We start from the raw sequence: 23,889 nt of genomic DNA on the forward strand, positions 1-23,889 counted from the left end.
GGTGCCCATTTAGTAAGTGAATTCTTTCTTGGATTGCCGCGTGCATCGCTCCAAACTGACGATTTTCGCACTCTCAGCATGCACGCTGATCGCGCTTCTGCATGTTGGGTGTGGCGATTCACCGAAAGCAAAAATTGCGCCGACCGTTTTGCCAGTTGTGAACGGCCCGGTGGCAACCGAAGACCTGTCTGCAAGTCAGAATACAAAGTCTGAAGGCATCGAAAATGGTGACCAACGCGGCGACAGCCACATCGAAGAGGCGAAAGCCCATTTGGTTGATGAAATCTCTGGTTCAGAATCTCTTGAGCAGCAGATATCGGCGAAGCTGACGGAACTTGGTGACCATTTCGCGTCGGTTGTTTCTGATTCGGACGACAACGCTGGCCCCGTCCCGGATTTCATCGCCAGCCAGTTCAACGGTGGTGGCATCGACCAGGATCGCTTTCAACCGCGGTTTGATGATTCGACGATCAAGGTGCGTCGATGGCAAGCCTCCGATTCTCAGCCTGGTTTTCGCGACGACGATGCGTTTTCTAGATTTACCGCAAATGTGCTTTCGTCCTGGAGAAACGCCAGTCAATTCAGGATCGAATTCAGGACTTTTGACATCACGACAGATGACGAATCGATCACAGCCCGTGTCGTGGTGGAAACTTTCGGCAAAGTTGATGCCGACAAAGCGGAAACCCACAGCGGTATTCAAGCGACGTCGCTTTGGCAAACTGGCTGGCGAAGATCGGCGTCAGGATCGCTGCACTTGGAATCGGCCAAAGTTCTCGGGGTAGAGGAAGTCGCCATCAGCACGCTTGGTGCGCAGTTGCTTCAGGACTGCAGCAAGTCAGTTTTCAGAAATTGCGACGCGTGGAATTCGCAACTCCGCTTCGGCCTCGATCAATGGGCGCAGCGGATTCCCGGCCTTGACGTAGCAGGACATCAGGGCCTTGCCGTCGGCGACTTTAATCGTGACGGGCTGGACGACATCTACGTCTGCGAAGGCCACGGTTTGCCAAATCTGCTGCTGTTGCAGAATGCTGACGGAACCGTCCGGAACGTGGCCAACGAGTCGGGAGTCGCGTTGCTTGACGATTCTCGTTCGGCACTGATTCTTGATTTCGACAACGACGGAGATCAGGATCTCGCCGTAGCAACTGATGAGTGCATTGCTCTGTTTTCCAACGATGGAACTGTCAATTTTCAGTTGGAGCAAAAACTTCCGATAGGCTATGACGGAGCCAGCCTTTCAGCGGCGGATTTCGACCTTGATGGGGATTTGGATATCTTCATTTGCAAGTATCGTAGCGTTCGAAGCATCGCGGATTTTCTTGAAGTCTCAGAGAATTCTCCTGAACGTCGAACCGGCGGTCGAAACGTTTTGCTGCGCAACGAAGAAGGCTGGATCTTCAAGGACGTGACGGAAGAAGTCGGAATCACCGAAAACAACTTGGGACATTCGCGTTCCGCCGCGTGGCTCGACTTCGACGATGATGGTGACCCGGATTTGCTTGTGGCCAATGAGCGAGGTTCGTCTCGACTTTATGAAAATCAAAACGGCTGGTTCGGCGACGTGACTTTCCAGCGTGGAATGCGATTGCAGTCCGAGGCTCGCGGCGTTTCGGTGGCTGATTTCGATCGTGATGCGAAACCCGATATCTTCATCGCCAATGATGCTGCGTTGGTGCCGTCGCACGTATGGTTTTCAAGTCACGGCAAAGGGCCGGCCGGAAAAAATGAGTCTCAGTACACGTTCAAGTCTTACCCTTTTCCGTCGCCGATTTTTTCGACCCGATCGTCTTTCGGATCGGTGACGACGGACCTGAACCAGGACGGACTTCAGGATATCTTGGTCGCCAACGGCTATTTGTCGCGAGTCACGTCTCAGGATCTGCAGCCGTTTTGGAAACGTTGCCTCGAAGAGAATCAGTCAAAAAGCTTGACTGATCAAAATGCGATCAGCAATCAGTCGGCAGCGATCGGCGAAATGATTCGGAGTGGATATTCGTTCGCCGGAAGCCAGCGAAATCGATGCTTTCTGAACCTCGGCTCGATTGGATTCGCCAACGTCTCAGCAATCTCAGGGTTCGACTTTCTTGGCGACGCCCGCGCGGTAGCAACGCTCGATTGGGACAACGACGGGGACTCGGACATCGTGATGACGTCCCGGACCGGTCCGCGATTCAGAATGTTACGCAACCAGCTCGAATCCGATCACGAATTCCTGAAACTTCGACTCGTTGGTACGAAATCCAATCGGGACGCCATCGGGGCGAAAGTCGAGATTTGGCTGTCTGGTTTGCCAACTCCGATCGTGCAATGGGTTGCGGCCGGATCTGGATATCTGGCTCAATCTTCAAAGTCACTTCAGTTTGGGGTGGGAACGGGCAAAACGATCGAACGAGTGGTCGTCGTGTGGCCCGAAGCAGGAAAACAGACGTTTCGAGACTTGAAACCGAATTGCAGCTACGTTCTGACGGAAGGCCAGTCCGCTGCGATCGCGGAATCGACTATCCGTGCAGAGCTTGCGATTAGTTCGTCACCAGTCGACGCCAGTTTCGAATCTCCGAGTTCGACACAAAGTGTTTTTTATCCTCCGTCGTTTCTTCCTCAAATCAACATCGAAGGTGACCGTCGCAGTCGATATCGGATTGAGAATTCGGTTGGCGGCGCATTGCTGGCGATCTTTCACGACGAAAGTCAGGCCTCTTCCGATACCCTTCAACAGTTTGCGGCACTTCGAAGCGAGTTTGACAAAGCAAAGATCGGGTGCGTCGCGGCGATGTGTCGGCGATCCGATTCCGACTGGGACATTGAGTCCCTCTTGCGTTCGTCTGACGAGCTTGCGAATGCTGCGTCATGGGCTTGGCCGAAGGGAATTGTGTCGAAGCAGGAGCGAAGGAAACTGGAGCTTTGCTGTGGCGAATGGTTTTCGAAGCAGCATTTGCCAAAGCTGCCGTTCGCGATTTTGCTTGACCGTGCAGGAGCGGTCAAAGCGTTCTATCCGCACGAAGCGTTGACGCCGACGGCTGTTCTCAAGGATCAGTCCCTGTTTGAATCCGGCTATGGTCAATCCTGGGCGGAACTAACCGGCCGCGAGGGAAAGTGGCTGAACGGGAATCGACACGCGAACATGACGCGACTGAAAGATCATTTACTGGCCCTTGGATTTGAAGATGAGGCGAGGCATCTCAATCAGGCAACGGCGGCGGCGACGGCTCTTCAGTTGACGATGCGAGCAATTGAACTGACATCGATGAACGACTTGCCCTTGGCCGGGAAGTTTTTCGATCGGGCGATACGAGTTGACCCGGGCTGCGTTTTGGCTCACATCCGCAAAGGTGAGCTGTTGCGGAAACTGGGTGCGGATAGCGATCTGACCGACGCGATGAGGTCGGAGGTGCTGGCAGCGGCAGCGAAGAGTTTTCAGACTGCGTTTTCGCTCGATCGGGACAGCATCGAGGCAGTGATCGGATACGCGAATGTGAACGTGGATCAAAACCTGGTGACGCCAGCGATTGAGACGCTCGAGGAGTTTCTGGAACGGCATCCCGAATCGGCGGAAGTCAACGCGATCTTGGGCCGGCTGCTGTTTGCGAAACGGCAACATGTTGACGCGGCGAGACATCTGACGATCGCATTTGACGCGCATCCAACGCTGCCGTTTGTTTCTGGCGATTTGGGATTTCTCTACCTTGTTTCAGGCGATGCAGATCGCGCGAAGAAGTTTCTTCGTTTGGCCAATCGACTCCAACCCAGCGACCGAAACATCCTCAAATTGTTGGCCGAATCGGAATTCGCAACCGGCAACTTTTCTGATTCGATTGCGTTGCTGGAAAAGTACCGAAGTGGTTCACCGCGGCACCTTCGCTCCAATTGCATGTTGGCGTGGTTGTACGCAACGTCTACTGATGACAATATTCGCGATCCAGAACGAGCCCTCGAATTGATTGCTCCGATTCTGAGTATCTACGGTTCCAAATCATCGTACGTGAAGGAAGTCGCAGCCGCCTGCTTCGCGGCGAACGAAGACTTTGAGGAAGCGTTGAGGTTGCAGAAGGAAGCGGCGCAGATGGTTGACCAATCCGAAACCACTGACGCGTACTCAAAAAGCCAACTGGTCGGTTTGAAAAAACGCGAGACGCTCTACCAGACAAAGTCGAAACTGCGCACCGAACTCCGTGACGAATTTCCGATCAAGCCTGTCGGAAAATGGATGATTCAGTAGTGTCGAATCGAATCGACTGACTCACACGCAACCGGATCGTCCCGTTAATTACGTGTGGATCGCCCGCTTGCTCACAGCCAACGCGGCTTCCTGCATGATCTCGGAAAGCGTCGGATGAGCATGGCAACAGCGAGCCAAATCTTCGCTGGAGGCTCCGAAGTTCATCGCCACCGCGGCTTCCGCGATCAAGTCACCTGCTCGTGGACCGATGGCGTGCACGCCAAGAATCCGATCGGTGTCCGCGTCAGCCAAAATCTTGATCTTGCCTTCCGCAGAACCCATCGCACGAGCACGACCGTTGGCTCCAAACGGGCATGAACCCTTCTTGTAGTTCACGCCTTCGGCTTTCAGCTGTTCCTCGGTACGGCCGACAGATGCGATTTCCGGATGCGTGTAGACGATCGCCGGAATCGTGTCGTAGCTGACATGGCCGACGCCGGTAGCGATGTGCTCGACAACTGCGATGCCTTCTTCGGAAGCTTTATGGGCAAGCATTGCGCCACCAATACAGTCTCCGACGGCATAGATTCCGTCGACCGATGTCTTCATGTGAGAATCGGTCACGATAAAACCGCGTTGGTCAACTTCAACTCCGGCCACGTCCAAGCCGATGGATTTCGTGTTCGGCGATCGACCGGCAGCGACAAGCACTCGATCACACTCAATTGTTTCGCCGCCCTTGATGTTGACGGTACATTTGTCGCCATTGCGGACAACGGATTCAACCCACATTCCTGTACGGAACTGAAGGCCCTGTTTCTCGAAAGTTCGCCGTGCCGTTCGGGCGATTTCCTGATCCAGGCCGCCAAGGACTTTGTCCATCGCTTCGAGGATGATGACTTCCGAGCCAAGTCGACTCCACACGGAACCCAGTTCCAGTCCAATGTAGCCTCCGCCGACCACAACCAGCTTCCGCGGCACGCTAGTGTAAGAAAGAGCAGCCGTACTGTCGCCGACACGATCGCCGTCAAGCTCGATACCCGGAAGCGCCATCGGAACGCTGCCGGTTGCGATGATGATGTTCTTCGCCGTGATGGTTTCGCCACCCGCAATTTCGATTTGGTTTTGGCCAACCAGTTTGCCGCGACCGACGATGGCTTTGACTTTGTTCTTCTTGAGCAACTGAGCCACGCCGCCGGTGAGCGTATCAACGACGCCAGATTTACGACGCATCATCGCCGCAAGATCGACCGTAAGCTTGGTCGCCGTGATGCCGTGTTCCATCATGTGGTCACGAGCTTCGACCAGCAGATGACTCGATTCCAGCAGAGCTTTACTGGGGATGCAGCCCACTCTCAGGCACGTTCCGCCGAACTTTTGGTTTTCGTCGATAACGGCTGACTTGAGCCCAAGCTGAGCTCCGCGGATTGCTGCGACGTAGCCGCCAGGGCCTCCGCCAAGGACGACCAAATCGTAGTTGTTGTCTGCCATGATTTTGCTGGGTTTCTTGAACGGCGTCGTTGAGGAAAACCTCGTTTACGCTTTAGTTGGTTGTGTTTTGATTCGTATTAAATGCTTTGCCAAGGCGCCAGAACAAGTCGTCTGGCACCGGTTTTTGGCGTTGCAGATTTGTATGAGAAAGTCACTGACAGGTCAGGCTGTCAGTGTGACGATCAGACTTCCAGGAACAGCCGAGCCGGCTCTTCGAGGACTTCCTTGATCGTTCTGAGGAACGTCACGGCTTCTTTTCCGTCAACAATCCGGTGATCGTAAGTCAACGCAATGTACATCATCGGGCGGATGACGATTTCCTTGTTGACCACGACGGCCCGATCCTGAATTGAATGCAACCCAAGAATGCCGCTTTGAGGTGGGTTCACGATCGGTGTTGAAAGCAACGATCCGTAGACCCCGCCGTTACTGATTGTAAACGTTCCGCCTTCGATGTCCGCCGGCTTGATCTTGTTGTCTGCGGCAAGACCCGCGTAGGTGCCGATCTGACGCTCGATATCGGCAAAACTCATGCGCTCTGCGTTGCGAAGCACGGGAACGACAAGTCCTTTTCCGCCACCGATCGCGATACCGATGTCGTGGTAGTTCTTGCTGATAATGTTGTTGCCCTGGATTTCGGAATTGATCGCCGGGAATCGACGCAGACCTTCCACAACGGCCTTCGCAAAGAACGACATAAAGCCAAGCTTGACGCCGTGTTTCTTTTGGAATGCTTCCTTGTACTTCGAACGCAAATCCATCACAGGTTTCATGTCGACTTCGTTAAACGTCGTCAACAGAGCTGCCGTCTGCTGTGCTTCGACCAGTCGTTTGGCAATCGTCCGCCGAATCATGCTCATCGGCTTCGACGTGTCCTCACGTGGCCCCATCGAATCGTTCCACTCTTCCGTTTGAGCAGACAACGACTGAGCCGGTGCCGATGGTGGTGCGGGAGCCGGTGGAGCCGACGCAGGGGTAGTTGTCAGCGGTGGCAACGCAGGAGCGGGAGCAGAAGTTTGCGGCTTGGCTTCAGCAGGCGGTGATCCGCCCGGGCGCAAACCATTGGCTTCGACGTACTTCAGAACGTCTTCCTTGAGCAATCTGCCACCGGGGCCCGAAGGCTGGATCGCATCTGCAGAGATTTTGTACTCGCTGAGCATGACCTGAGCCGCCGGCATGATCCAGCTCGCGCTCTCGCCGTCAGCAGGTGGAGCATCGACAACGGCCGTCGATTCTGTCGAACCGCCAGCAGCCGCTGCTGCAGAACTTTGGCCCGCCGCGGCTCCGTCTTTGGAAGCAGATTCGTCGATCACGCAAAGCAGATCTCCGACCTGAGCGATTTCGCCTTCGGCAACGGATACGGATTGCAGCACTCCAGAAACGGGTGCTGGAAGAGCCTGCGATGCCTTCTCGGATTCAAGCTCAACGATGTCTTCGTCTCGCTCGACCCATTCGCCGGGTTTCTTGAGCCATTGAAATACCTGGACTTCCTGAATTGAATCTCCGAATTCAGGTACTTTGATTTCAGCCATAGTTCTGGACTTGTACGTAAAGATGTTGTGTTGAATTCAAACTTGCAGCGGACCGCATTGCGGCTGCGACGAGCCGCTACCTTCCGATCAAATCGGCGGACGGTGCGCGAAAGTCAAAATTTGGTTGTGCGATCGAATCGATTGGATTGGGCAGGCTTTGATGGCAGTCACTTCGCATTGGCGGGTGACTCTGAGCCCATCGCTTCCCGGAACAATTCCTGTTGCTCAATTTTGTGCGCTTTCTTCGATCCCGTGGAGGGGCTCGCTGACTCAGGACGCGTAATCCCCCGAATTTTCCAACGATCTTCCAGGCCCATTTCGTCCCATTTGACCTTAATGAAGTACCAGGCACCCATATTTCGGGGTTCTTCCTGGACCCAATACACCGGCGTGCCGGCATCGTAAGACCCAAGGATTTCCTCGATTTGTTGCGCCGGGAAGGGATAAAGCTGCTCGACACGGATGATTGCGAAGTCCTTGCGGCCCTGAGTTTCGCGTTCTTTCATCAAATCGACGGCGACTTTGCCAGACGCGATCAACACGCGAGACGGGTGGTCGAGAGGACCGACATCCGGATCGGTCAGCACGCGTTGAAACTTGCCGCTGGTGAATTCGTCCAGGTTCGACATGACTTTGGCTTCGCGCAACAAAGCCTTCGGCGTGAACACAATCAACGGCTTTCGCCATTTTCGAATCACCTGGCGTCGCAACAAGTGAAAGTACTGGGCAGCAGACGTCGGATACGCGATTTGCACATTGTGCTCAGCCGCACCGGTCAGGAAACGCTCGATCCGGGCGCTACAATGCTCCGGTCCGGCACCTTCGAAACCGTGAGGCAGCAGCATCACCAGCCCGCTAAGTCGATTCCATTTGTCTTCGGCGCTGAAAATGAACTGATCGATGATCACCTGAGCCGTATTTACGAAATCGCCAAACTGAGCCTCCCAGCAAACCAGACCGTCCGGATAATCCAGGCTGTAACCGTAATCGAAACCAAGCACGCCGGCTTCGCTGAGCGGACTGTTGATGATGTCGACGTCGGCTTGAGCTTCGTCGATGTGCCGCAAAATGTCGTGACGCCGTCCGTTCGTCGAATCGTAGATCACGGCATGTCGTTGACTGAACGTGCCGCGGCCAACATCCTGTCCGGTGAGTCGGACCGGGTGGCCTTCGATGGCAAGCGAACCAAACGCAGCCAACTCAGCCATCGGCCAATCAATCGGACGGTCTCCGGTGGCAGATTTTTCTCTTGCCGCCATGATTCGCGTCAGAGTTCGATGCGGCGTGAATCCATCCGGATGCGACGCAATCTGCTTCAAAATATAAGTCAGTTTGCCGGCCGGAATTCCCGTATCAGGATCGTCGTTGAGATTTTCGACGCCACCGGTGTACTCCGACCACAGACCGTCGCCACTTTGCGTGTCCGGTTTGAAGTTGTCCTTGTTGCTGGCCGCTTCAAATTCGCGATCCAGTTTCTCGCGACGGACCTCGGCAATCGAGTCCGCTTCTTCCGCCGTCACTTCGTGCATCTTCAGCAGGCGATCAAGATAGTTGTCCCGGACCGTTTTGCGATCGTCGATCTTCTTGTACATCATCGGCTGAGTGAATCGCGGTTCATCGCTTTCGTTGTGACCGTGACGTCGGTAGCAGTACATGTCGATCACGACGTCGCGGTGGAACGTGCGACGGAACTCCATCGCCAGATTGACAACCTGTGCGACTGCTTCGGGGTCTTCGCCGTTGACGTGAAAGATCGGAATCTGCAGCATCTTCGCGATGTCGCTGGCGTAAGTCGTACTGCGACCTGCCGCCGGATCAGTCGTAAAACCAACCTGATTGTTCAAAATTACATGCAGCGTGCCGCCGGTTTTGTATCCAGGCAGTTGGCTGAGGTTGAGCGATTCCTGAACGACGCCCTCGCCGGCAAACGCGGCGTCGCCGTGAATCAGCACGCACATCGATTTGGCTTGCCAATTGTCGCCGACGCGGTCCTGCTTACTGCGGCATCGGCCCATCGCAACCGGATTCACGAACTCAAGGTGGCTGGGATTGAAGCACAGCGAGATGTGAACTTTCTTGCCCGTGCTGGTGATCCAGTCGTTGCTGTGCCCGAGGTGATACAGAACGTCTCCACCGCCGCGGTTTGAATCCGGGTCGGGGTCATCAAAGCCCCAGAAAATGTTCTCTGAGCGTTTGCCCATGATGTTGGCAAGGACGTTCAGCCTTCCGCGGTGAGCCATGCCCAGAACGACTTCATTGACGTCATGTTCGCCGGCTTTCTCCAACGCCAGATCGAGTAGCGGGATCAGCGTTTCGGCACCTTCAAGCGAAAACGTTTTCGCACCAATGTACTTTCGTCGCACGAACTCTTCAAAGATCACGGCATCGGTAAGCTTGGTCAGAATCCGGATTTGCATCTTCCGATCAAGGTTGATCCGATTCTGGCTGCTTTCCATTCGCGACTGGAGCCAGTACCGCACATCGTGATCATCGATGTGCATGAATTGTGCTCCGATCGAGCGACAATATGTGTTCCGCAAGAGCTGAACGATTTCCTCAAGCGTCTGGAAGTTCTGTCCTCCGACAGTTCGCGCCGAAAACTTTTGCTCAAGGATGCCCGCATGAAGCCCGTAGGATTCCGGATTCAGCTCGCTGTTAGTCTTCCGCGGCATCCCGAGCGGATCGATCTTTGCTTCGAGATGGCCGCGGACCCGAAAGCCGCGCACAAGTTGATCAACTCGATCCTGAAGCTGAGCCACCGATTGGCTGTGCGCCGATTCCGTGCTGGTTGAACCATCCAAGGTTCCAGGCGTTGTCGGCGGAGCGACCACCGCGCCCGGTGCGCCAGCCCCACTTTCGGATTCCGGGGAGAAGTCCCTGAAATACTGTTGCCATTCTGCGGGCAGAGAAGCAGGGTCTTTTTGATAGTCCTCATACAGGCTATCAACGTACGCTCGACTGAAGACGTTCATTTTCAATGATCCGCCGCTGGCGATCGACTTCCGGCGTCGGCAATTTCGGGATTATGTTCAATCAGGAGAGTGACTTTTCCTATCCAAACCTGAAACGACAGGTCCCGACTTGGCCACGCCGTAAAATCTATCTAATGTGCCCGAGAGCGGCTATGCGCATCGACGTAAAATTTCGGGAAACCAAAAAGATTTTTAGGGCGTTTTAAATTCTGAGAAAGTCGATCTCGCCCAGCTTCGCATCGATCGCACATCAATGCACGAGTCGCAAAAAGAGACGTCATCGAGCACTTGAACGCTCTGTCGCCACGACAAATAAGGCCGACCCTCGCGGTCATTCGACGCTGTCAGCGCCGCCGATGGACTTTCAGCTGAAAACCTGGCCGTCCGTTGGACACTCTATTCGCCGCTCAGCTAAACAGCTCCAAAACCGGTTCGCCTTTGTCGGCAAACGTAAACGGTCGAAGGCTCGGCGACATGGTTTTCTTCTTCAGATCGATGCCCATGGCATATCCGATCGTCGCATTGAAGTCCGGCACCGTGACCGGATTGTCGATCACTTCTCGGCCTTCCTCATCCGTCAGTCCAAAGCGAATTCCGCCCTGGATCCCGCCGCCGGCGAGCAAGCATGAGAAAGCCTGTGGATAGTGGTTTCGCCCAAGATTGCGATCCATTTGAATGGTCGGTGTTCGCCCAAACTCGGTGGCCAGAACGACAAGCGTCGAGTCCAGCAGTCCGCGACTGGAAAGGTCTTCCAGCAGAGCAGAAAGTGCCTGGTCGAGAACCGCTCCTTTGTCTTTTACGCGTTCGAAGTTGTCTCCGTGAGTGTCCCAGCCATTGTTGTCGACTTCGATAAACCGGACTCCCGACTCGACCATCCGCCTGGCCAGCAAACAGCCCTGGCCGAACGGATTGCGGCCGTATCGATCACGAACGCTTTCGTCTTCCTTGGTCAAATCGAACGTTTCCAGATCTTTGCTCTTCATCAACGAAACGGCTTCGTCATACATTGACGCAAAGGCTCGCGATTCTTTTGTGTCGTAAGACTTCGTAAACGAAGCGTTCATCTTCTCCAGCCGCGACATGCGTTTTCGGAATCGTGCCGCGTCAACGCCTTTGGGCAGAGAGCTGTTTTGCAGACCGGCTTCCGGGTCGCCGATCGGCAACGCAGCAAATTTCGATTCGAGAAACCCGCCGCCAAGCCCGGAGCTGTTACGTCCGACTTTGACGTTCGCAGGAAGGCCCTTGTTCATCTTTCCCAAATGAAACGCAGACCAGGCTCCCATGTCCGGATGCCGAACGGTGCCTCGCAGCGTATAGCCCGTGTGCATGAAGTATCGCCCCTGTTCGTGAGCTCCCTGAGTCGAGTTCAACGAATTGACGACCGCGACGTGGTGCATCTGTTTCGCCATCAACGGCAAGAACTCGCTGACTTGAACGTCGTCAGCCGTCGTGTCCAAAGATTCAACCGGTCCCTGAGTTTCCGCCCCGGGCTTGGTGTCGAACGTGTCGAGATGACTCATCCCGCCGCTCATGTACAGATAGATGACCGATTTCGCGCGTCCCGGTTTCGGATCCGCTTTCAATGAACTCGGATTGAGAACCGTGCTGCCGCTCGCGAATTTCGGTTTGGCGAAACCAAGAACGCCCAGCCCAAGGACTGATTTTGCGACGCCGCTGACAAAGCTTCTACGGCTTTGCGGATCCATTTTTCGAGCGAGATTTTTCATGGTTGGCCAGGCAAATAACGAAAGTCAGAAATCAAATGTCATTGAGTCTTGAATGCGCCGCCACCGGGGAAGTGGGTGCCTCGCGAGGGCTTCCGGTGACGGCAACAATCAAAACGTTTCAGTGGTCGGTCGTCGATCAGACCGATGAGCATTTCTCAAGCAAATCTAGCGAACGAAAATAAACTCGTTCGAATTAATCAATGTCCAAACCAGATCCGTATAGGCGGTTTTGGAATCCTCCCGGAAGTCTTTTCGCCAAACCCGTTTCTCTGACGACGTCGGCATCCGGCTAAGCATCGTCAGGTAGACGGCTTCGATCGCTTCGTTTTCGTTGTCCGCGTAGAGCACGTTTCTGGTCATCACCGAGTTTTGGTCTTTGCCAATGGTGCTGTCCACGAACCCGTTCATCAAACGCAATACCTGAGTCACCGCTGGATCGGTGTTGGCGTTTTCGATCGTTTCGCGATCCGATTGACCGAACTCTCGCAACAGATGCTTGGCCGGAGCAGGCGATTGCATTTCCGAGGCGCGAAGATACTTTTGGGTTCTGGATCGTGCTTTCGAAACCAGTTCCGCTCGCATGATCATCAGCTCACGCATCTTTTCGCGGTCCTTGGCTCGACGAGCATTGTTGATCTGCTTGTTCATCTTGCCCATGACACGATTGAGCTCCCGACGTTCCTGCTTCGCCATCTTCTGCGATTCACTACGCATCGATTTCTGCATCATCTCTTTGGAAGACTTGCCATTGATCATCATGCCGCGGTCTTTGAAGGACTGAGCAACCGAATCGTAGATCTCTTCCAGCGACTTTCCCTTAACTTCCTCGTAGTAGTCGTAGATGTTGACGCGGCCCGAAGCAGCAAGCCGAGAGTTGGCAAGGTCAGCGCGTCGGTCAATCGAATCCACGGTCAAACCGACCATCGAATCCCACAGTTGTTCGGCTGACATGCGACGCATGACCGGACCCGGGAAAGCATACTGTTGCACGTCGACGATATCCGTTCGAGTCACCTCAGACTGCCACGTTTTCGTGTTGTAGATGATGCGAAAGAACTCTTTCATGTCGAACTCAATTTCGATCATGACTTCTGTTAAATAGTCCATCAGCTCAGGATTCGAAGCGATCGTCGAATCTTCGATCACATCAACAGGCTCAATCAAGCCAAGCCCGAACGCCCGTTTCCACAAGCGGTTGGCGATCACTTTGGCGAATCGCGGATTGTCAACATTCGTCAACCATTCCGCATAGGCCTCTCGCGAACCGATTTCTTTCGCACCGTTGATTCGTTTTCCGTACTTTCGGTTTTTGTTCTTCTTGTTGTTTTTTCGCCGAGGTTCAGAGGGGACTGAAACGTCGATGATTTCTTCGCCGTCAAACATTTCCTTCGCGGAAACGACTTCGTTTGGTTTGCCGTGCGACCCTTCGAACGTCTCCGGAAGGCGAACCAGTCCAGTCCCTGTCCCAGAGATCCCGGCGGTCGTCGCCTGGTAAGTTCTTCGCACTGCCGCCGCGATATTTCCGTCGAGCTCGCTATCGCCATCCGCGATTTTTTTACGCAGCTCGCGAAGTTGCTTGCCGTAGTTCTGTTGCGAATCGCCAGCCCGATAATTGATGCCGCCCGTGAACGCGACCATCTCGAAGTACTGACGCTGAGTCCATTTGTCGAACGGGTGGTCGTGACATTGAGCACACTCAAGTCGCGTGCCCAGGAACACGCGAATCGTGTTCGACATGTTGTCTTCTGGCATGTTGCGATCGCGAAGGTAATATCCGACGGCACCGTTGCCTCGTTCGAGCAGCGCTCCGTCGGCCGCGAGAAGTTCGAATACGAGCTGGTCGTAAGGCTTGTTCTGCTCCAGCGAATCCTTGATGAAGTCAATGTACGGTTCGCCCGGAGCGTTGTTGGTTAGCCGAGTTTTGATCCGCAGCAAATCCGCAAGGAAATTGAATTGATGGCTGACGTAACCGTACGAGTCCAATAGCTCGTCGATCAGTGCGCTTCGTTTTTGACTGGCGTCGGAGGACAGGAACGAATCTGCTTCTTCGAGATTCGGGATCCGGCCGATTGTCGTCAGGTAGGCTCGGCGGAGAAACGTCGCGTCGTCAATCTCCGGATTGCGTTGCTGTTCCGAGCCGGCCAAGTGAGCCTGAATGATCGCGTCGATCTTGCGGCTGTAGGTAAGTGTCGTCTTGCGAGTCGATTTGCGCGGTGGAGCACTTTCGGGGGATTCAGCCAGAACGGTTCCCGCAAGGAGCGAAGCCAACATGGCGATGGCCAGAGCTGTAAACCAGCGTGACATATTGATTCCTTCCCGGGACGTGCGTTAATAGACGATGTCCTTAGGATGCGCGGCATCCCTATTTATTGTTAATGAATCGACATATTTTCCGTTCCCGGTCCCTGGTTTCCGGCTGTCCAAGCCCGGTTTGAGGCACTCAGAGCCCAAAAAAACGGAAAAATAGCACTTTCTGACCGGTCAGATGGAGAATCGGTGCGGAACGAGCGTTGCAAAGTTCGCAGCGTCCGGCCTGCTAAATAGACTTAAAAAGATCAGACAGACCGCTCTGACTCGACCCAACATGACGAGCCCATCGATGAAACGACGAAACAAGCGAAGAAAGTCCAACCCGTTCCACTTTGCCAAACTTGAGCCGCGGCAGCTATTGGCCGGAGATCTTGGCGAACTGAATCTGTTGACGAACGGCGATTTCTCGGAGGTGCCCACCGCAGGAGCGGTTCCCGATTTCTACGACTCCGCCGACGTAGCCGGTTGGAATGCAACCAACGTCGCGGACGGTCAGCAGATCGTGCTGTACACATTCGGCACCGGTGACGACGCGAACACCGTTTTGAAACTGGACTCCACCGCCGATCAGGTTGACTACGTTTTCCAGGACGTCGCGACGACCGCGGGCGAAACGTATCTGTTGACGTTTGACTTGCAGGGCCAGAATCCCGGAGAGTTGGTCGTTGAGAACGTCGAAGTTTTCTGGAACGGCGAACAGGTTGGTCTGTTCGAGTCGACCGGAATCTGGACGACACACGCGATGGTTGTCACCGGAGCTGCCGAAGGTGATTCAACGTTGGAGTTCCGCGAAGCCGCTGATGGCTCGACGCTTTCTGGTGATGGCATCGGAGTGCTGATCGACAACGTCAACGTGGCGCTCGCAACAGCAACAACAGGCGTCACCAACGGTAGCTTTGAAACGGTAACGGGCGACGGTCCGTTTTTCTCCAACGGCAACGTTGAAGGCTGGAATGCGCTCGAACGTGGCGATCGTCCTGACTTGATTCAAATTCAGCCCAACGGCGACAATGATAACGCGGCAGCGACTGACGGATCTCAGGTTCTCAACCTCGACACGACTAGCGATGTTGTAGATCATGTGTTCGCCGATTTCGCGACCGTTGAAGGCCAAACGTATTTTGTTACTTTCGACATGTTCGCGGACGGCGACCAGTCAACTGACGCGGACGAAGTTCGTATTCGCTGGAAGTCTCCGGATGCGGATATTCAAACGGATCAATGGATCGCAACGGTATTCGGCAACAACACGTGGCAGTCGTACGGCTTCATGGTAACCGGTTTGGGCGATGTTTCCCGTTTGGAGTTGCGTGAGCCGGCGGGAAGTCCTGGCGATGGATCAGGTGCCTTGATTGACAACGTGCAACTGTTTTCTGTCGAAGGAATTATCAACGATTTGGTTGTTGACGCTAACGGAACGGCAGATGGCACGTCGGCAACGGCGGAGCTCGTTCAGGGGCAAACACGGGCCAGCGTCGCCGAATCACTGACTCTGGATCATGCCAGTGGGTCGAATCTGACCAGCGCTACGATCACCATCACTGATTCGCCTTCGCAGCCAGAGGACTCGCTCGAAGTGACTCCCGGGGACAGCGGAATCACTTCCAGCTTCAACCCGGCGTCGGGAACTTTGACGCTCACCGGAAACGCTTCGGTCGCGACATGGCAAACCGTTCTGCGCACACTGGAATACGTGAACAGCAACACCTCGCAAACGATTGGTACGCGTTCGCTTTCGATCGTCGTGAGCGACGATTCGATTCTGGGTGATGACAAAGACAGCACGGCGGCGACCGTCGGTGTGGATGTTGTTGCGAACGAATTGGCGATGGCTGCGATTGAAGTTCAAACTGTCGAAGCCGGTTCGCCTCTGTGGGTCACGTTGGACGTGAGCAATCCAGCCGATGTGGCGTTGCAGTACACGGGTGAATCCGGAGACGCTTCTCTGTTGACTCCGCGATTTGAAACCGGAGACAGCTGGCGGCTGAACATTTCGGCTCCGGACGTAACGACTAACGGTGTGGCGACTCCACTGGAAGGAGAGATTACGTTCCAGCTGTTCGACAATATTTTCGGATCAGCCGATGCTCGTGCCACGGATCGAATCACGACGCTGACCAATGACGGATTCTTTGACGACACCCAGTTCCATCGCGTTGATTCAGATTTTGTAATTCAGGGCGGTGACCCGACCGCTACCGGAACCGGTGGTTCTGACTTGGGTGACTTCGACGACCAGTTCAGCACACTGCTGCAGCACAACCGCACCGGTTTGTTGTCATACGCGAAAAGCCTGGACGATACGAACGATTCGCAGTTCTTCATCACCGACACTGCGACTCGGTTCCTCGATTATCAACACACGATCTTCGGCGTGCTGACGTCAGGTGAGGATCTCAGGGAATCGATCGCCAATGTCGACATTGGGACCGATCCGAACAACGTCTCCAACAGCGAATTCCCGACAGGAGCTGTCACGATCACCAGTGCGGAAATCTATCAGGACAACCAGCGAGCAGCTTTGCTGTTGGTGGCTCCTGAAGGCGTGACTGGCGAAACGACGATGACGGTGACCGCCAGAGACGTAAACGGAAACGAGACATCACAAACGATCACGGTGAACATCGTTGCTCCAACTGGTGACAACGTTGACAGCAACCCGTTCCTCGATGACATCCCGGATTTGGCTGGTTTCTACAATGTGCAGCAAACCTATCAGCTGACGTCGCAAGATGTTGAGAATGACAGCGTCAGGTATCTGGATCTTGCTCAGATCGAAACGATCAACGAAGGCCTCTCTTCGTTTTTCCAGATTCAGGTTCCTCAGTTCGATTCCGACGACTCGTTTGATTACAGCGTCGACATCGACACGGGATTGGTGACCTATACACCAGGAGAGTTTGGTGACAGTCCGGAAACGGTTCAGTTCATCGTCGGTGTGGCTCAGGAGCCTCGCGACGGCGAGCCAATCAACAATGGCAACGTGGATTTGCAGGTCGTGACGATAACCTTGTCGCAACCATCGTCACTGTAGGCAAACGTTTGTCTGGTAGTCAACGTTTGGCATGTCAGAATTTCGGCACGAAGTATGAGCGAGTTCACAACGATCCGTCGTGGACTCGCTGGCTTCGGAGCGGTCTTCAATTGCCGATTTGGCCGAAGGCTTCGTTGATCGACTGGTCCCGAAAGAGAACCCGTTCGCCTTCGCCAAGCCTTGCCCGGATCTCGTTCGGATCGAGCGGCTTGATCATGTAGTCATCTGCTCCGGCCGCAAACGCTCCTTCGATGTCTTCTGTCTTGTTCTTCGCGGTCATCATGATGATGTAGCGCAGCGTGTCCGTTTCCTGGCTGCGGATGTGGCGAATAAGTTCGTCGCCTTGCATGCCCGGCATCACCCAGTCGACCAACAGGATCTGCGGCGCGTCGGGTTTCTCCAGCTCAGCCAATGCGTCCTCGCCATTTTCGACGGCGACAAATTCGATGTTCCATTTCCAGCCCAGCTTTTTCAGATAGGCACGGGTGGAACTGCAGTCATCAACGGCCAAAATTTTGCTCATCGGAAACTCGTAGATACTCGAAAGAAGCAGGAAGTGTTGAGTCGAAGCCTAGGACTCGAGAAAACCAAATGTCCAGAACATAACTTTAAATCGGTCGCGTAAACCCTTACGTGTTCCGTTTGTAGCGATCGACACGCCTGCAGCATTCAGGTCGGCATCTTCCCGGCCTGTTTTTCCGGTACTGGCTTACTGGTATGATCCGGATATGAAAAGAAAACGAAACGAAATCCGTCCGGTCAAAATCAAGCGGAACTTCACCAAAACGACGCCCGGTAGCGTTCTGTATCAGTGTGGTGACACGGTCGTGCTATGTACCGCCAGTGTGAGCGAGAAAGTTCCGCCGTGGATGGCTGAAAGCGGAAAGGGCTGGATCACGGCCGAGTACAACATGTTGCCCGGCAGCACCGAGCCACGGAAACGGCGTGACCGAAACAAGGTCGACGGGCGCACGACGGAGATCCAGCGACTGATTGGTCGTTCGATGCGCGCGGTGGCTGATCTGGAAGCTCTCGGGCCGCGGCAGATCACGGTCGACTGCGATGTGTTGCAAGCCGACGGGGGAACGCGAACAGCCAGCATCACCGGAGGCATGATTGCGTTGATTGACGCAATTAACTCGTTCAAGAAAGAGCTTCCCGATCCGACGAAGTTTCCACTACGCGACTCCGTGGCGGCAATCAGTGTCGGTATCGTTGACGGAAAACCGACTTCGGATTTGGACTATCCAATGGACTTCGCTGCGGCAGTCGACATGAACGTGGTGATGACTGGCAAAGGTAACTTCGTGGAAGTCCAGGGCACGGGCGAAGAATCGACGTTCACTGAAAAAGAACTTGGCTCGCTAATCACACTTGCCAAAAAAGGCTGTAAGGAACTGACGGTATTGCAGCAAAATGCAATCGGAAAGAAGTGGCCTTTCTAGAATGTTTGCTCGCCTGTTTTTACTGTTCGTCATCGTTCCGGTAATCGACCTGTTTCTGCTGGTCTGGATTTCCGGCCACGTTGGAATTCCATCGACGATTGGGCTGGTGATTCTTACCGCTGCAATCGGCGCGTGGCTGGTGAAGCTGCAGGGTGCCGAAGTTCGGCGCAAGATCATGTCACAGTTTTCGCGGCAGGAGTCTCCGGCTGATCTGCTGACCGACGGCGCGATGATTTTCTTTGCTGCCGGCCTGTTGTTGACGCCAGGACTGCTAACCGACGTTTTTGGATTCACACTTTTGACTCCGTTTTGTCGCCGATTTTACAAACGTGTCATCACTGGCTGGTTCAAAAAGAACTTCAAGGTTCACGTGGTCAAGCCGGACTTTTCACAAGGTGTACCGCGGGACGCGAATACCGTTGATGGTGAAGTTGTCCGCGAAAAACCAGTGGTGCAGGAACCGGATCGGATTGAGGAGTAGAACATGAAGACGTTGTTGATGATGCGGCACGCGAAATCGTCATGGGATTCCGGTGTGGCATCGGATCACGAACGACCGCTGAACAAACGAGGCCGCAAAGATGCTCCGGCGATGGCCCAGTTGCTCTGCGGCAACGACGTGGTTCCGGATCTCGTGGTGTCGTCGGATGCGAAGCGGACTTGCGAGACTTTGGAGTTGATGCAGCCTGTTTTCGAAAAGTTCGGCTCGGAACCAGTCATCGACATCGATGGCAGTTTTTATCATGCTCCTGCGAGCGAATGGCTTGAGAAACTGGTCGAGCTATCTGACGATTATTCGACGGTGATGTTTCTGGGCCACAATCCGGGCGCTGAGGAATTGGTCATGCATTTCACGCAAGCTCATCACTCGATGCCAACAGCCGCGATTGCCTGTTTTGAATTCGAAGCAGAGCGTTGGGCCGAGTGCGATGAGGCTCGGCTGATCGATTTGTGGCGACCGAAAGAAATTTGAAAGACGCCACACCGTGGTTGTCACCGCAATCGCGAATCAGGCTTTCACCTGCGGTTTGATCGGGCAACCAAGCCTTTGCATCCGCTTGACCGCCGAACGGTATCGGATGCCTGCAAACAGGTTGTACAATCGATCCATGATCCAACGCACGCCCACCCAGCGAGTTGGGACGACGAAAGCTCCAAAGCCGATCCGCTGGTAGATCTCGCGAAAAACTTCTACGCCCGTGACCAATGTTCCATCCGCGAACCGTCCGTGGATTTCCATCATCAGCGTATCCAGCGACTCGCCCGTGTCGCTGGGGTCAAACTCTGGCGACGAGATGTCGGTCAACTTTAGACGGCTCCGCTTGTCTCGCTTGCGGATGAAATTGATCTCCTTCCGGCATAGCGGGCAATGCTCGTCGTAGAAAACTTCGAATGGTTGAGAATCGTTCATTTGCTAACAACCGTTTTCGCGAGGCCAGCGCAACAGAATGCGAAGATCCGCCACGTTTGTGGCCGTAGGTCCCGATTCGAAAACCAGCCCGTTGGATTCAAGCAACGTGTACGAGTCGAAACGTTGCAGAGACTCAACAATGGCCGCCTTTTGCGCTGAAAGTCTACGCAAATCTTCGTCAGTAACCAGGGCGCCGGCAACGGAAGTGTTGCCGTCTTCGCCGTCGGTTCCGGCCGACATGAAGCAGTATTTTCCGGGCTGCGTGCGAGTTAAAATCCTGGCAATCGCAGACAGGACCGCGTGTTGGTTTCGACCGCCCTGCCCTGCCCCGTCGCCTGGTTCAACCGTCGGTTCGCCGAGACTGATGAGACAGCTTTTCGTCGCGGGAGCGACATCAAGAACGTCCGCCACCACTTCTGCAATCTGCTCGCAATCCGAGGCGTCCGCAAGCGAGTCCGGTTCGATTGCGTAGCCCAAAGATTTTGCTTTCTCGATCGCCGCGTTTCTGGCTACGTTGGCATCGCCGATCAACAGGTTCAGTGTCGTCGCTCGCACTGCTGAAACTGGTCGGGGCGAGTTGATAAACTGCACAACGGAATCCGGAAAATTTGCATCGTTCGGCGCACCGAAATGTTTGAGAATGTCACGTGCTTGCGCGGCAACGTCGTCTCCAAAATCAACCGTCGGCCCGGAGGACACGAATCGCAAATCGTCGTTGGGAACGTCTGAAACAATCAGGCCGATGAGCGTTCCAGTCGGCATCACTCGTGCCAGGCCGCCGCCTTTAACTTCGCTCAATGCGATCCGCACCGTGTTGAGCTGAACGATGTCCGCGCCCCGAGTGCTCAGCCAACTCGTCGCCGAAACGATATCTTTCAAGGGAAGCGAAGAGCTTTCCAGCAGCGCCGATCCGCCTCCTGAAATCAACGCGATCACCAAAGTTCGCTCGTCGGCGCCGCGAAGCAAACTCAGCATCCGTTGCGTCGCGTGGAGCACACGTTGCGTTGGCAGGTTCACTCCCGCAGGCCGGCATTCTGCGGATTCAACGAATTTGAGTGTGACTTGGGAGTTCGAGCCATCGGGAACCGTGATCAAGCCAGAAAGCTGCTTCGCTCTCGCGAGTTCCGGCCCCAAAACGTTTTCGATTCCTTCCGCCATAAAGTGGCTGAATTTGCCGCCGCCGACAATCAGGACACGATCGAAATCGCCGAGGTCGATCGATTGGTCACAAATCAGAAGTCGCCCGTCACGGACTCGAAGCGAATCTTCCACCAGCGTACGGCCATGAACCGCCGCAACGCCGGCATTCCAGATTTCTATCGCGTCATTGCGGATCACTAATAAACCGGTTCTGCGATGCCGTCGTCGTCGACTTCCCAAGGGAGCCAAACGACAGCGAACTGTTCGATCGAAAGGTCGCTTTTGCGTGGCGACAAGGTCAGTTCCTCGAATTCAAGATTGTCGACCGAGAGCTTTTCTTCCAGTTTTTCAATCGCCTCGTTGAACTCGTTTTCGAGATCCTCAAACTTGATGTGCAACTCTTCCAGATTCTCCTGAGCGCGACTGATGTCATTCTTTTCCTTGGAAGACCTGCCGAACGTTCGCATCGAACTTTGAGCCCGACGTGCGTTGGTGACGCTGAGCGTTTTGCGGCCCAGTAACGCGCCCATCAACGTCGTGCCGACGGACAGCACGCTGTTCATTCGGCTGGACTTGTAATCTTCTTCTTCCTTTTCAACTTTCGCTTCGGCTCGACGAATTCGATCACGCAACGTCGAAAATTTGCTGCCGTAACGTTTGCGAAGTTTCTCCGTTTCCTCGTCGCGGCGCTCGGAAGCCTGTTGCTCCAGTCGGACGCGGAAATCGCCAGGAGATTCGCCTGCTTCGCTGAACATTTTCAAGGAAGCACACTTCTGCAAAGTGATTGGCAAATCCTTGTACATGAACTCCTTGAATTCCTTCTCCCAGCGTTTGTAGTTCTTGGCCTTCTGCATGTCCGTCGGGAGCTTGGCAAACTCAGCTTCATCATCCGGCTCATGGTAGAAGTCAAGATTCTCCAGCACCTCTTCGGCTTCCTCCCAAACCTCATCAGGAGTTTGGTTGCCGGTGATCTGAGCCAGAAACGTTTTCTCTTCCCATTTGTCCGTTTTCCACGTCGTGCGAACGTAGTGCAACTGCCCGCGGGCCATCAAAGCCGGACGGTAGATCAGTTTTTCGCCCTTGTTGATCCGACGGTTCGGTTCCACAAACAGCTGATGGATATCCGCAGGAACCAACTGCGTCTGATCGATCTGCGGTTCCATTTTGGCGACCGGTTCGGCGGAAGGACGAGCAACACGTCCCGCCATCGCTTCCGCAGCGGCCTGTTTGGGATCGTAGTTCGGGTCGGATTCAACCAGAGTTTGAATCTGGTTTCGCGTCAACGGACCGCGCAAGTACGACATGACCCAACGCGTTTCAAAAACCGTTGGCTGGTCGTCGTGCACGTTGTTCATCAGGAAAACGCGACTGCCCAAACCCGCCAATAGCTCTTCCATCTTTCCTTTGTCAAACGTTGAACCGGCTTGCGTGGAAGCGCCTTCCAAACCTTCCAGAACCCGAGCCTTGTCGCGTTCGGTTTGCAACCGACCGAGGAACCAGGTGCCGGCGTTGGAAAGTCCCTTGTAGTCCAGGTCGACCGGGTTTTGAGTTGCCAGAACGCAACCAAGCCCGAAGGCACGAGCCTGTTTCAACAACGTCAGCATCGGTTGCTTGGACGGAGGATTCTTCGTCGGCGGGAAATAGCCGAAGACTTCATCCATGTACAGGATCGCGCGAAGGCTGGACGTGCCCGGTTGGGTCCGCGTCCAGGCAAGGATCTCGTTGAGCAAAATGGTCACAAAGAACATTCGCTCCTGATCGTTGAGGTGCGAAATTGAGACGATCGAAACGCAGGGCTTGCCTTCTTCTGTGTGCAACATCTTCTTGATGTCGATCGGCTCGCCTTCCATCCAGCTGGCGAACGTCGGGCTGGCAAGCAGATTGTTGATCTGCATCGCCAACGTTCCGCGGTCTTTGGCAGGATAGAACGTGTCGATATCCAGAATGCCGACGCGTTCAAACGGAGGCGACTGAATCTCTCCGATCAAGCGTCCCAGGTCCAGGTCGCGTCCGTCGCGCCACGCATGGCTGAGAATATTTGAGATTAAAATGTGTTCCCGCGACTGGATCGGATCCGCATCGATGCCCAACAGCGAAAGCAGTCCCGATGCCGCGCTGCTGATTCGATCGCCCAGCAGATCCGGATCTGCGAGAACCTGTTTGTTCGGCGCGTTGAACGACTTCAGAATCGTCAGCGGTCGACCGTAAGTGCTGCCCGGCGTGTAGACTCGCATTTCGACATTGTCGCGCATTCGCTGAATCCGCTCCGCGTCTTGCCCCCACGACTCAAGGCCCTCCTTCCACTTGTCAGCTTCCTGAGTCGCGAAAACTTCCGGCGTGACGCCTTTGCGGCTGGCCTGTCCTTCGTCAATCCACGGGCGAAACTCTTCAGGCGTCAGATTGGGAAACGTAAGCAGCAAATTGGAAATGTCGCCTTTTGGGTCGATCACGATCGACGGAATTCGATCCATCGCGGCCTCTTCCAGCATGCCAACGCACAAGCCCGTCTTTCCACTGCCGGTCATTCCAACGACGACCGCGTGGGTGCAAAGATCCCGCGAATCGTACAGCAACAGGTCGTCCCGGCCCTTTCGGTTTTCGATATCGTATTCGCGGCCCAGATAAAAGACGCCAAGTTTTTCGTAGTCCTGCATGGTGACAAAAGGTC

At 54.6% G+C, this 23,889-nt stretch carries 14 protein-coding genes; 5 read left to right on the plus strand and 9 right to left on the minus strand.

What is annotated here, in order from left to right; all coding sequences use genetic code 11:
* Window positions 1-40 precede the first annotated feature (40 nt).
* Window positions 41-4,219 (plus strand): CRTAC1 family protein, encoded by a 4,179-nt coding sequence (locus MFFC18_RS07825; RefSeq protein ID WP_075085459.1) that lies wholly within the window; start codon window positions 41-43, stop codon window positions 4,217-4,219.
* Between the two features lie 48 nt (window positions 4,220-4,267).
* Here the strand turns inward: MFFC18_RS07825 and lpdA are convergent, their stop codons facing one another.
* The 5 genes from lpdA to MFFC18_RS07850 form a co-directional block, all read right to left on the minus strand.
* Window positions 4,268-5,650, minus strand: coding sequence for a dihydrolipoyl dehydrogenase (gene lpdA / locus MFFC18_RS07830; RefSeq protein WP_075085460.1), 1,383 nt, complete (start codon window positions 5,648-5,650; stop codon window positions 4,268-4,270).
* 182 nt (window positions 5,651-5,832) lie between these two features.
* Window positions 5,833-7,182 (minus strand): 2-oxoglutarate dehydrogenase complex dihydrolipoyllysine-residue succinyltransferase, encoded by a 1,350-nt coding sequence (gene odhB, locus MFFC18_RS07835; protein WP_075085461.1) that lies wholly within the window; start codon window positions 7,180-7,182, stop codon window positions 5,833-5,835.
* A 167-nt stretch (window positions 7,183-7,349) separates the two neighbouring features.
* The gene (locus tag MFFC18_RS07840; protein ID WP_075085462.1) at window positions 7,350-10,154 is read right to left on the minus strand and encodes a 2-oxoglutarate dehydrogenase E1 component; all 2,805 of its coding nucleotides are present in this window, start codon (window positions 10,152-10,154) and stop codon (window positions 7,350-7,352) included.
* 407 nt (window positions 10,155-10,561) lie between these two features.
* Complete coding sequence (locus tag MFFC18_RS07845; RefSeq protein WP_075085464.1) at window positions 10,562-11,881, minus strand: DUF1501 domain-containing protein; 1,320 nt, start codon at window positions 11,879-11,881, stop codon at window positions 10,562-10,564.
* Between the two features lie 165 nt (window positions 11,882-12,046).
* A complete protein-coding gene (locus tag MFFC18_RS07850; RefSeq protein ID WP_084417267.1) occupies window positions 12,047-14,185 on the minus strand; it encodes a DUF1549 domain-containing protein in 2,139 nt (712 codons plus the stop codon).
* Window positions 14,186-14,480: 295 nt separating this feature from the next.
* Here MFFC18_RS07850 and MFFC18_RS07855 point away from each other — a divergent pair, with 295 nt between their 5' ends.
* Window positions 14,481-17,225 (plus strand): peptidylprolyl isomerase, encoded by a 2,745-nt coding sequence (locus MFFC18_RS07855; protein WP_162273977.1) that lies wholly within the window; start codon window positions 14,481-14,483, stop codon window positions 17,223-17,225.
* Between the two features lie 106 nt (window positions 17,226-17,331).
* Here MFFC18_RS07855 and MFFC18_RS07860 read toward each other — a convergent pair whose 3' ends face one another.
* Complete coding sequence (locus tag MFFC18_RS07860; protein ID WP_075085468.1) at window positions 17,332-17,748, minus strand: response regulator; 417 nt, start codon at window positions 17,746-17,748, stop codon at window positions 17,332-17,334.
* A gap of 205 nt (window positions 17,749-17,953) precedes the next feature.
* Here MFFC18_RS07860 and rph point away from each other — a divergent pair, with 205 nt between their 5' ends.
* Genes rph through MFFC18_RS07875 form a run of 3 tightly spaced genes read left to right on the plus strand, consistent with a single transcriptional unit; the run spans window position 17,954 to window position 19,643 of the window.
* Window positions 17,954-18,670 (plus strand): ribonuclease PH, encoded by a 717-nt coding sequence (gene rph / locus MFFC18_RS07865; protein WP_075085469.1) that lies wholly within the window; start codon window positions 17,954-17,956, stop codon window positions 18,668-18,670.
* A 1-nt stretch (window position 18,671) separates the two neighbouring features.
* Window positions 18,672-19,151 carry an FxsA family protein gene (locus MFFC18_RS07870; RefSeq protein ID WP_075085470.1) on the plus strand — a complete coding sequence of 160 codons (480 nt, stop codon included), beginning with the start codon at window positions 18,672-18,674 and terminating at the stop codon, window positions 19,149-19,151.
* Between the two features lie 3 nt (window positions 19,152-19,154).
* A complete protein-coding gene (locus MFFC18_RS07875) occupies window positions 19,155-19,643 on the plus strand; it encodes a SixA phosphatase family protein (RefSeq protein ID WP_075085471.1) in 489 nt (162 codons plus the stop codon).
* 36 nt (window positions 19,644-19,679) lie between these two features.
* On the opposite strand, the gene MFFC18_RS07880 is transcribed toward MFFC18_RS07875, so the two are convergent.
* Genes MFFC18_RS07880 through MFFC18_RS07890 form a run of 3 tightly spaced genes read right to left on the minus strand, consistent with a single transcriptional unit; the run spans window position 19,680 to window position 23,875 of the window.
* Window positions 19,680-20,081: a thiol-disulfide oxidoreductase DCC family protein gene (locus MFFC18_RS07880; RefSeq protein ID WP_075085472.1), complete on the minus strand. Its 402-nt coding sequence runs from the start codon at window positions 20,079-20,081 to the stop codon at window positions 19,680-19,682.
* A gap of 3 nt (window positions 20,082-20,084) precedes the next feature.
* Window positions 20,085-21,419, minus strand: coding sequence for a glycerate kinase type-2 family protein (locus tag MFFC18_RS07885; RefSeq protein ID WP_075085473.1), 1,335 nt, complete (start codon window positions 21,417-21,419; stop codon window positions 20,085-20,087).
* A complete protein-coding gene (locus MFFC18_RS07890) occupies window positions 21,419-23,875 on the minus strand; it encodes an ATP-binding protein (protein WP_075085474.1) in 2,457 nt (818 codons plus the stop codon). Before MFFC18_RS07890 ends, MFFC18_RS07885 begins: the two co-directional genes overlap by 1 nt.
* Window positions 23,876-23,889 lie beyond the last annotated feature (14 nt).

The organism is Mariniblastus fucicola (assembly GCF_008087665.1).
GTDB classification, from domain to species: domain Bacteria; phylum Planctomycetota; class Planctomycetia; order Pirellulales; family Pirellulaceae; genus Mariniblastus; species Mariniblastus fucicola.

Excerpts from the sequence above, each read along its gene's own strand:
- MFFC18_RS07845 (WP_075085464.1), bottom strand. The coding sequence starts at position 11,881 with ATGAAAAATCTCGCTCGAAAAATGGATCCGCAAAGCCGTAGAAGCTTT.
- MFFC18_RS07850 (WP_084417267.1), bottom strand. The coding sequence starts at position 14,185 with ATGTCACGCTGGTTTACAGCTCTGGCCATCGCCATGTTGGCTTCGCTC.
- MFFC18_RS07840 (WP_075085462.1), bottom strand. The coding sequence starts at position 10,154 with ATGAACGTCTTCAGTCGAGCGTACGTTGATAGCCTGTATGAGGACTAT.
- MFFC18_RS07880 (WP_075085472.1), bottom strand. The coding sequence starts at position 20,081 with ATGAACGATTCTCAACCATTCGAAGTTTTCTACGACGAGCATTGCCCG.
- MFFC18_RS07875 (WP_075085471.1), top strand. The coding sequence starts at position 19,155 with ATGAAGACGTTGTTGATGATGCGGCACGCGAAATCGTCATGGGATTCC.
- MFFC18_RS07890 (WP_075085474.1), bottom strand. The coding sequence starts at position 23,875 with ATGCAGGACTACGAAAAACTTGGCGTCTTTTATCTGGGCCGCGAATAC.
- MFFC18_RS07855 (WP_162273977.1), top strand. The coding sequence starts at position 14,481 with ATGAAACGACGAAACAAGCGAAGAAAGTCCAACCCGTTCCACTTTGCC.
- rph (WP_075085469.1), top strand. The coding sequence starts at position 17,954 with ATGAAAAGAAAACGAAACGAAATCCGTCCGGTCAAAATCAAGCGGAAC.
- lpdA (WP_075085460.1), bottom strand. The coding sequence starts at position 5,650 with ATGGCAGACAACAACTACGATTTGGTCGTCCTTGGCGGAGGCCCTGGC.
- MFFC18_RS07860 (WP_075085468.1), bottom strand. The coding sequence starts at position 17,748 with ATGAGCAAAATTTTGGCCGTTGATGACTGCAGTTCCACCCGTGCCTAT.
- odhB (WP_075085461.1), bottom strand. The coding sequence starts at position 7,182 with ATGGCTGAAATCAAAGTACCTGAATTCGGAGATTCAATTCAGGAAGTC.
- MFFC18_RS07870 (WP_075085470.1), top strand. The coding sequence starts at position 18,672 with ATGTTTGCTCGCCTGTTTTTACTGTTCGTCATCGTTCCGGTAATCGAC.